General features: G+C 57.0%; 7 protein-coding genes and 1 pseudogene. 3 read left to right on the forward strand and 5 right to left on the reverse strand.

The window, feature by feature from the left end:
- The coding region (locus DW49_RS0100555; RefSeq protein WP_029774592.1) for an AvrE-family type 3 secretion system effector at window positions 1-1,002 on the forward strand (1,002 nt) is incomplete at its 5' end.
- Between the two features lie 49 nt (window positions 1,003-1,051).
- Here DW49_RS0100555 and DW49_RS0100560 read toward each other — a convergent pair.
- The 3 genes and pseudogenes from DW49_RS0100560 to DW49_RS0100570 form a co-directional block, all read right to left on the reverse strand.
- A complete protein-coding gene (locus tag DW49_RS0100560) occupies window positions 1,052-1,441 on the reverse strand; it encodes a type III secretion system chaperone (RefSeq protein ID WP_024420807.1) in 390 nt (129 codons plus the stop codon).
- A gap of 128 nt (window positions 1,442-1,569) precedes the next feature.
- A pseudogene (locus DW49_RS1000000133505) lies at window positions 1,570-3,711 on the reverse strand (restriction endonuclease).
- Window positions 3,708-4,202: a CesT family type III secretion system chaperone gene (locus tag DW49_RS0100570; RefSeq protein ID WP_005615693.1), complete on the reverse strand. Its 495-nt coding sequence runs from the start codon at window positions 4,200-4,202 to the stop codon at window positions 3,708-3,710. Before DW49_RS0100570 ends, DW49_RS1000000133505 begins: the two are co-directional and overlap by 4 nt.
- Before the next feature lie 308 nt (window positions 4,203-4,510).
- Here DW49_RS0100570 and DW49_RS0100575 point away from each other — a divergent pair, with 308 nt between their 5' ends.
- The gene (locus DW49_RS0100575; RefSeq protein WP_005615691.1) at window positions 4,511-5,758 is read left to right on the forward strand and encodes a pectate lyase; all 1,248 of its coding nucleotides are present in this window, start codon (window positions 4,511-4,513) and stop codon (window positions 5,756-5,758) included.
- A gap of 80 nt (window positions 5,759-5,838) precedes the next feature.
- Here the strand turns inward: DW49_RS0100575 and DW49_RS0100580 are convergent, their stop codons facing one another.
- Complete coding sequence (locus DW49_RS0100580; protein ID WP_024421052.1) at window positions 5,839-7,209, reverse strand: hypothetical protein; 1,371 nt, start codon at window positions 7,207-7,209, stop codon at window positions 5,839-5,841.
- 458 nt (window positions 7,210-7,667) lie between these two features.
- Here DW49_RS0100580 and DW49_RS0100585 point away from each other — a divergent pair, with 458 nt between their 5' ends.
- On the forward strand, window positions 7,668-8,612 hold the full coding sequence (locus DW49_RS0100585) for a bestrophin family protein (RefSeq protein WP_005615687.1): 945 nt from the start codon (window positions 7,668-7,670) through the stop codon (window positions 8,610-8,612).
- 36 nt (window positions 8,613-8,648) lie between these two features.
- Here the strand turns inward: DW49_RS0100585 and hopN1 are convergent.
- Window positions 8,649-9,567: type III secretion system effector cysteine protease HopN1 (gene hopN1 / locus DW49_RS0100590; RefSeq protein WP_024421053.1), on the reverse strand; the 919-nt coding region annotated here is incomplete at its 5' end.

Here is a 9,567-nt window from a genome sequence, read left to right on the forward strand (position 1 = left end):
GGCGGCAGCCACATGGCCCCCACGGGCACACCCGCCTCCGCCCCAGGCCCCACCCCCGCCTCACAATCAGCCGCCAACAACCTGGGCGGAGCGCTCAATTTCAGCGTGGAGAACAGGACGGTCAAACGGGTCAAGTTTCGTTACAACGTCGCCAAGCCGATAACGACCGAAGGTCTGAGCAAACTGTCGAAGGGCCTTGGGGAAGCGTTCCTGGACAACACGACCAAAGCAAAACTGGCGGAGCTGGCCGACCCTCTGAATGCACGCTACACAGGCAAAAAACCGGATGAGGTTATTCAGGCGCAACTCGACGGGCTTGAAGCGCTGTTTGCCGACGTACCACCGCCCAAAGACAACGACAAGCAATACAAGGCATTGCGCAACTTGAAACGCGCGGCGGTCGAGCATCGGGCATCAGCCAACAAGCACAGCGTGATGGATAACGCACGTTTTGAAACCAGCAAAACCAACCTCTCCGGCCTGACCAGTGAAAGCATACTCACCAAAATCATGAGTTCAGTGCACGACGCGAGCGCACCGGGCAATGCGGCAAGGGTTGCCGAATTCATGCGCCAGGACCCGAAACTTCGCGCCATGCTCAAGGAGATGGAGGGCAGTATCGGGACGTTGGCACGCGTACGGCTGGAGCCGAAGGACTCCCTGGTCGACAAGATCGATGAAGGCAGCCTTAACGGCACCATGACTCAAAGTGACCTCTCCAGCCTGCTGGAGGATCGCAACGAGATGCGCATCAAGCGCCTGGTGGTATTCCACACCGCGACCCAGGCTGAAAACTTCACCTCACCAACACCGTTGGTCAGCTATAACAGCGGAGCGAATATGAGCGTCACTAAAACGCTGGGGCGCATCAACTTCGTTTATGGCGCAGACCAGGACAAGCCGATTGGTTACACCTTCGACGGCGAATTGTCACGACCATCGGCATCGCTCAAGGAAGCGGCTGGCGACTTGAAGAAAGAGGGGTTCGAACTGAAGAGCTGATAACGAAAACAGTAAAAAAAAGCGCCGCATTGAAGCGGCGCTTTTTTATTCAAGCCTGTAAAAAAGCGCGCGCTTCACGTGCCTGAGAAATGAACCCGCGAGTCACGTCGCAGAAGGCCGGCTCATCAAACGATGCCAGTTCACGCTGAGCACACAAACGCACATCGCCCTGATCGACCGCAAACCAGCAGCCGTGCAAGCGCGCTACGTCAAAGTTGAGGCTCAACAACTGCTGCAAATCGGTGGCACGCTCCGGGCAACGGCCGATGCGACAATGAAAGATGACCATCTCGCTGTGCTCGGGCAATTCAATGATCGCCGCTTCGTTGTTCTGACCGTCATAAAGGGCGCATACGCCGTTCTGCAAGGTCAGTGACGTGCCGAGCTGGGCGCCCAGAGAATTGATGAAGCGGGCGAAATCCGGTGACTGAGGTTTCATCGTCATAATCCTTTAAAAATAAAAAAGCCTGGGGTTACCAGGCAATGTGTGGTTACAGGATCAAGTCGGTTCCAGAAAGGGCCTGTTTCTACGACGAACATAAAAACGGCCCTCTATATAGACAGTCGTTAGCGTCTGCGGCCCTCCTCCATGGCAACCAGTTCGTCACCCTCGACGGCAGGTTTCTCTGATTTAAACGCGTTACGCACGGCAGATGGAGCGTTCAACACCCCCTCCTCCACGACTCTTACGGTATCCACGGCCATTTGGGTCGGTAATTGCAAAGCCCCCCTGCCCATGTGATAAGCGCTTTCAACTGCTCTTGGCACGCCACCCAACGTACCCGGTTGGAACGTATGTGGCAGAGATGCCCTATCCGGATGGCGGATATTGTTCAACGCGGTCTCAGTACGGGCCAGCATCGGTGTCGTACCTCCCATGCCAGCGTCCTTCAACGCTTTGGCTTCAGCCGTTATCGACTGGTTGGCGTAAAGGGTGGACAGACACCGAGCCCGTCGCAGCCAGCGCCATGTTGCGCAGGATGTTCCCCGCACTGAGCCTGCCGGGCTCACCTTTTGGCATGGTTGCCAAAGGTGGCACCAGGGCGTTCACGGCAGAGCTTTGAATGCCCGATATGGCTTTGCTGTAAAACGCGGTGCGCACCGTCGCCTCGCGCAGGTCAAGCCCTTTGGCCAGATCCTTGCCCAGGTCTGCATTTTTCCTGTCAGGCGTGAAGACTGGGATCTTGCGCCCCTGTGGATCCACGTAGTTGGACTTCAACTGTGCGATGGTCTGTGTGGTAGCCGAAATAGCACCCGCCATCCCGGATGTCAGCGCCTTTGCAGTCAACGTCTGGCCGCTGATCTGATTGAAATCATGAAGCATCTGGCGAACAGCCTGCCCACCGCCAAAGGCGCCGTAAGGGATCATTTCACCCAGTGGATGGGTGGACGAGACCTGAACTTTTTTCTGGTTCAGTACGGCTCGTTCGCCCGCCACGAAGGCTTTGTCTTCGGTCATTTCCTGAGCGGTTTTCTTGACGAGCGCACTGTCCTCATTCTTGAATTCAAAGGGATCCGGAATCACAGAATTAGTATCAATCCCCTTGAGCGGAACCATGTTCATGCGCTCATTGAGGCCGGTCTTCTGCAACCCGGCCTGAATCAACGGCTTAACCAGATTGGTGACCCCTTCGTGGGCAACCCCCGCAACCAGTCCCACGACTGCGGCCTTCAGCATGCTGGCGTCGCTACTTTTTCCGGGTACCGCGCTTTTCATCTCATCACTGGTGGCCGTACGGACGAAGCCCAGGTGGGTCATGGACGAAATGAATGCGGAACAGCCGCCGCCACAATCGGCCCGACACCCTTCCAGCCGCCCACAGAATTGCGATCCACGTTCAGTTTGTCGACCAGAGTATCCATCTGCGCATGCGCAGCCACCGAATTCAGGCGCTTGGCTTCCGGTGACTTGGGGAACTCTGCGTGCAGATCGACCAGAGTCGCCTTGGCGTTGACCAGCGCTTGTTTGTCCATCTCAAGAACGAGGTTATCGCCCTCCTCGACGTTTCCCAGCGCAGCGTCCAGATATGCTATATGCCCGTCCAGTGACGTAATACTTTCATTCAGCCCGTCCTCAATCGCTTTGCTGGCGCGGTCCGCATACTCACCAAGCGCTTTCTGACTGACAGCCAGAGTCGTTCGGTCACGCAGTCCACCAGCGCCAAATGAATGGGCCGTTGCATCGTGCATAAGCTGGAAATGCTCTACCTGATCTGCAACTGACCGTGCAAAACCCTTGATAAATTGCCCGACTTCGGCCTTGTCAGGCGCCTGCCCCGGCTGGGCAAATTTGCCCAACAGTTGCTGCAGCTCCGAGCCGTGAAACTGTTTCAGTTGATAGCGCTCAGGAGACAGCCGTTCAGCCATGACCTCAAAGGGCACTTTTTCGGACTTCGGCAGGGATTGCAGCAAGCTACCAATCAAAAAAGCCGCACGCGAGCTGATCAGGGGCGCGCCACTGTCGGTTGCCGTCGCCTGCTCGGCCTGGAACTCCTTCAAGAGCTTTTCGTGCTGCACCGCGACCTTCAGCCGCGCTGCGCCGGCAGCCGAGCTTTCTGCCGCGTGATGACGTGCCTGGTTGGGCATCAGTGGCGGATTGCTGCTGGGAGTGACCGCATTGGGATGGGCGGCGACCGGAACTATTTCACTCTGCTGACTGGCACGCTGGATCTCGGCGCTGCGTGAAACATTGATTCTCATGTCGCTCATTGGAATCTCCCGGGAGCCGAAAGGCTCTCGCGTTTGGCTGCCGGTGCAACCGGCTGATCAGCCGAGGCGCCTGCAGTTGTGGCCTGCCCCATGAACCCATGCTCACGCCACTCTTTGGCCAGGTCGGAAAACGACTTCATCAATAACAGCACGCCTTCGGCAGAGGCTCGTTCAAGGGCCACAGAGCCCATCAGCAGCACACGACCGGTCTGCGCATTAAAGGAAAATGCCGGGCTGTGGGCGCCCGCGAACATGTGAAAGTTGATGTCCATCAACGCCAGCAACGCACTGTCACGGCCGCGCGCGGGCAAGGCACCCATATCACCGTAGATCAGAACGGCACGACCTTCGTCGCGGTCCTGAAACTGAAGGGTGAAGTCCACTTCGCTGATTTTGAAATTGGCAGATTCGTAAAAACGTTCAGGCGTGGAAATAAGGCTGAGTGCGCAGATTTCGTTGATAAGGGTGTGGTACTGGTCATTGTTGGTCATTTCACGGCCTCTGAGTGCGGTGTGGAGCAATACCAGTCTTCCTGCTGGCGTGTGCACACTGAGTCGGAGTCGGAGGCAGAGTCATTTCAGTTCCTTGCGTTGGTCAGGCACATAAAAGGAACTTTTAAAAACAGTGCAATGACATGCCGGCAAAACGGGAACCGGTCGCGGCGCTTTGCCACTCACTTCGAGCAAGCTCAATCCCAAACATCCACATCCCTATCGAACGGACAGCGGTACGGCCACTTGCTCTGGTAAACCCTGGAGCTGGCGTCGGTCCAATTGCCCACTTAGCGAGGTAACGCAGCATGAGCATCGGCATTACACCCAGCCCGCAACAGACCACCACGCCACTCGATTTTTCGGCTCTAAGCGGCAAGAGTCCTCAACCAAACACGTTCGGCGAGCAGAACACTCAGCAAGCGATTGACCCGAGTGCATTGTTGTTCGGCAGCGACAAACAGAAAGACGTCAACTTCGGCACGCCCGACAGCACCGTCCAGAATCCACAGGACGCCAGCAAGACCAACGACAGCCAATCCAACATCGCAAAATTGATCAGCGCATTGATCATGTCGTTGCTGCAGATGCTCACCAACTCCAATAAAAAGCAGGATGCCAATCAGGAGCAGCCTGATAGCCAGGCTCCTTTCCAGAACAACGGCGGGCTCGGCACACCGTCGGCCGATAGCGGGGGCGGCGGTACACCGGATGCGACAGGTGGTGGTGGCGGTGATACTCCGAGCGCAACAGGTGGCGGCGGCGGCGGTGGTGGCGATACTCCGACCGCAACAGGTGGCGGCGGCGGTGGCGATACTCCGACCGCAACAGGTGGTGGCGATGGTGGCGTAACACCGCAAATCACTCCGCAGCTGGCCAACCCTGGCCGCACTCCAGGTACTACGGGTTCTGTTGCCGATACAGCGGGCTCCAACGACCAGGCCGGCAAGATCAATGTGGTGAGAGACACCATCAAGGTCGGCGCTGGCGAAGTCTTCGATGGCCACGGCGCAACCTACACCGCCGACAAGTCGATGGGTAACGGCGATCAGGAAGAAAACCAGAAGCCTATGTTCGAGCTGGCTGAAGGCGCTACGTTGAAGAATGTGAACCTGGGTGAGAACGAAGTGGATGGCATCCACGTGAACGCCAAAAACGCTCAGGAAGTCACCATTGACAACGTGCACGCCCAGAACGTCGGTGAGGACATGATTACAGTCAAGGGCGAGGGAGGCGCAGCGGTCACCAATCTGAACATCAAGAACAGCAGTGCCAAAGGTGCAGACGACAAGGTTGTCCAGCTCAACGCCAACACTCACTTGAAAATCGACAACTTCAAGGCCGACGATTTCGGCACGATGGTTCGCACCAACGGTGGCAAGCAGTTTGATGACATGAGCATCGAGCTGAACGGCATCGAAGCCAACCACGGCAAGTTCGCCCTGGTGAAAAGCGACAGTGACGATCTGAAGCTGGCAACGGGCAACATCGCCATGGCCGAAGTCAAACACGCCTACGATAAAACCCAGGCATCGACCCAACACACAGAGCTTTGAATCCAGACAGGCTGTAAAAAAGGGGGTGGGCTCGTCGAGTCCACCCCCTTTTTACTGTTTAGCTGCAGCTCACAGACTGTTTACGAGCGCATAGGCCGAAACGGTATTTCACTTGGAGAAGCCGCCATGCCCCCGTCTTCAATATCAGCTTCGCGAGCCGGGCGTTGACGCAGGTTATTGACCGTATCGCGCAAGCTGGCGCCGGTATGGGTGATCACCTCTGCGCCCATGTCTTTGACCGTTTTCGCCAGTTTGACGGTCTGGTCGGCTACGTAGCCTGTGGTGCTGGATGCAGTCGATTTCACCGTGTCCTGTATGAACGACTCGGCTTTTTTCACTGCGGGATCGGTGGTCAGCGCGGCCGTGGTCCAGCCTGCGAAAACGGCTGCCGAACCTGCCAGGTTGGTCAACTGACTGACCGCGGCCTTGGTCGCCGGGTCCGTGATGTTTTTCGTCGCCATCTCCTGCAACTTGCCTACCCCGGCAAAGCCACCCGCCAGGGCCAGACCGTTTTGGGTCAGGCTGGACGCTGACACCAGGCTTCTTACCGCACCCATTGCGTCGGTCGCCATATCCAGTGGCAGACCGGCCATCCGCTTGCCAGCGTTGAGCGCCGCACCCGAGTAGCTGGCCGATTTGATCGCGTTGTAAGCCTCAAGCCAGTCGTTTTCTTCGCTCAAATGAGCCTTGGGCTCTTTATCCTTCAAGCCAAGCACTAATGCACCACCCCGCTGGTGATCACGCGACTGCACACTGAGCAGGCGGCTGACAAAGCCTGCGTTGGCAGCCAGACCAACCACCGTCGATACGCCAAGGTCCACGGCGCTCTGCACTGCGGGCCTGGACGCCAGTGCCGGAGCCAATACGGTACGTACTGCGTTGCGCGCCGAGTACGCCTGAACCGCAACACCCGTGTCCAGAACCTGTCGGGCAAGGCTTGGCGAGTGGCGCTTCACCGATGCGGCCATCACATCGTGGAGCTTGTCCGGCGAGGCGCTCAGGTAATGCAGATCACCGGTTGCACGGTCCATCATCTTGGTGCCCACCTGATCCATGACACCCGACAGCGCTCCGGAAATGAGCGGGGTCAGCGGTTTGAGCGGAGTCGGCAGCCAATCGCCCTTGTTGATCGCAGGCTGCATGTACTGAAGCACCGAGGCCGCGGCAAAGGGCGTCCCCCGCAAAGCGCCTGATGCAGTCGTCGCCAATCGGTCGAGCTTTTCCGCCTTGGCGAAGGTGTCGGCGATGGTTGCCGGGGTTTCCCCTTCGGCGTGCAGGCGGGTGGCGCGCGTCTCGATCAGCGCAGTGATCTGCGCATTGTGTGCGTCAACTGCAGCTTGGCCGTCAGCCGAATCGGCCGGCGGCAGTTTGTGCACAGCGAACACATGATCTGTCAGGTAATCGGTAATCGCATTTATCTCGCGTTGCGGATCGGAGCTGACAGATCGCACAGAGCTGGAGGCAAGAGACTCTTGCGCACTATGAAAGCTATCCGTCGAAGCAATAGACGGTTGTTGGACGGGTCGGTTGATGTGCATGGAAATTCCCTTTCGTTCTTCGGAAGTTTGAACAGCAATGTGCCGAGGCGGGCGTGTCCGGAACGTGTACTTGCGTGAAGGCAATATCGTGAACTGTCGATAAAACAGCGCCAGAAACAGCGAAACGTCCGGTCACCCGCCGGTTTAAAAGGATCGACAACGGCTGTGTGGTCCCGGATTGGTTGACGGTTCCACTGAATAATCTGCGTACGCCTACTGCAAAGGACTCCGCAGAAAAATCCCCGTCGTTTGTGTTGCAGATGACGCAAATTGAAATTAAGCGAGCTTTAAGGATGGCAGCGTAAGTTCACAACATGGCTTGGCGCTTAGCGAGTAAGCGCCTTCTTTAAAACCAGCAAAGGAGTGCCGCAATGTCTGGTCCTTTCGAGAAAAAATGGCGGTGTTTCACCCGAACCGTGACCTACGTTGGCTGGTCGCTGTTCTGGCTTCTGCTCTGGGACGTGGCCGTCACCGTGGACGTCATGCTGATAGAAGGCAAAGGCATCGACTTCCCTCTGATGCCCCTCACGCTGCTCTGCTCGGCACTGATCGTGCTGATCAGCTTTCGCAACTCGAGTGCCTATAACCGTTGGTGGGAAGCGCGCACCTTGTGGGGCGCAATGGTCAATACCTCACGCAGTTTTGGCCGGCAGGTACTGACGCTGATCGATGGCGAACGGGATGACCTCAACAACCCTGTCAAAGCCATACTCTTTCAACGTCATGTGGCTTACTTGCGTGCCCTGCGCGCGCACCTCAAAGGCGATGTCAAAACAGCAAAACTCGACGGGCTGCTGTCGCCCGACGAGATTCAGCGCGCCAGCCAGAGCAACAACTTTCCCAATGACATCCTCAATGGCTCTGCTGCGGTTATTTCGCAAGCCTTTGCCGCTGGCCAGTTCGACAGCATCCGTCTGACCCGCCTGGAATCGACCATGGTCGATCTGTCCAACTGCCAGGGCGGCATGGAGCGCATCGCCAACACGCCACTGCCCTACCCGTACGTTTATTTCCCACGGCTGTTCAGCACGCTGTTCTGCATCCTGATGCCGCTGAGCATGGTCACCACCCTGGGCTGGTTCACCCCGGCGATATCCACGGTAGTGGGCTGCATGCTGCTGGCAATGGACCGTATCGGTACAGACCTGCAAGCCCCGTTCGGCAACAGTCAGCACCGGATCCGCATGGAAGACCTGTGCAACACCATCGAAAAGAACCTGCAATCGATGTTCGCGACGCCGGAAAGACCGCCCCTGCTGGCCGACTCGAGCCACCTGTATCGTGGCGCGTGGCCAACGCATCAGTTGGCGGTCTGAGCAGGCAGAAAAACAGGTTAGGGGAAGGCGCGAAGCTTATCGCAAGTGAAAGTCTGCTCTGGGCACCATTTCGCTCAGTTGCAGACGTTGCTCCGTGCCACGCCAGTGCGTACCTACGTCGCGCTTGAACACATCAGCAAGAAAATGGCTCATGTTGCTGAAGCTGTCTGCCTGAACCACGCCAAAAAGAGGATCAAAAAAATGCAGACATCCCTGACTGTCCTGATGCAGAGCCATCGCATGGCTATCACTCAAAAACAGAAGCATCTGGTCTTTACCGGGCTGCAACAACGCTTTGAGATCGCGATCAAGGTTTTCCAGAGCCACCGCATAGTGCGCGTGCTGTGCTCTGCCCAGCCCTTTTCCAAGTGTCATGCCCAACTTGGGAAGTGTGTCCAGAAGCATAGGTGCTGCGTTCTGCATCTTGTTTGAATAGGCCTGCTGCTCGATATGCTGGAAGCCCATTACCCTGGGTAGCAATGCATCGCCCCGGTAGTCCTCCAGTTTGTAAAAGAAGGCCTCATCCGACTGCCCTTTTGCACGGCTCTGACACCAATTTACTGATAGCCCCAGACAAGCGTGCCCATTGCCACCCGCGCGGCCATAATCAGCAGCAAACGCTCTATCATCGATAGTTTTTTCAAATAGAAATTTGCTCTGGTGAAACGGGTGGACAAGCTGGCAGCCGTGCTCTTGGGCAATCTTTCTTTTGGCTTCGATGTTCGCAGTCGCGCCTACGCTGTTGTCCGCCATATCCTTGATTCTGGTCTTGATGTATTGCGTGGTGCCGTCACGTAATGAGGCGATAGAGACCATCAGATCCGGTAGCAGGGTACGCAACGAATGAAGCTGGGGTTGTACCTGCTCGGGACTGGGAAGATCAGCGGCATCGACCGACGAAAAGGAAGAGCGCGCATCGAAAAAGACCTCTTCATGCCCCTCTTCCGATCTCGAG

The sequence above is a fragment of the Pseudomonas avellanae BPIC 631 genome, from assembly GCF_000444135.1.
Lineage (GTDB): Bacteria > Pseudomonadota > Gammaproteobacteria > Pseudomonadales > Pseudomonadaceae > Aquipseudomonas > Aquipseudomonas avellanae.

Excerpts from the sequence above, each read along its gene's own strand:
- DW49_RS0100575 (WP_005615691.1), top strand. The coding sequence starts at position 4,511 with ATGAGCATCGGCATTACACCCAGCCCGCAACAGACCACCACGCCACTC.
- DW49_RS0100570 (WP_005615693.1), bottom strand. The coding sequence starts at position 4,202 with ATGACCAACAATGACCAGTACCACACCCTTATCAACGAAATCTGCGCA.
- DW49_RS0100560 (WP_024420807.1), bottom strand. The coding sequence starts at position 1,441 with ATGAAACCTCAGTCACCGGATTTCGCCCGCTTCATCAATTCTCTGGGC.
- DW49_RS0100585 (WP_005615687.1), top strand. The coding sequence starts at position 7,668 with ATGTCTGGTCCTTTCGAGAAAAAATGGCGGTGTTTCACCCGAACCGTG.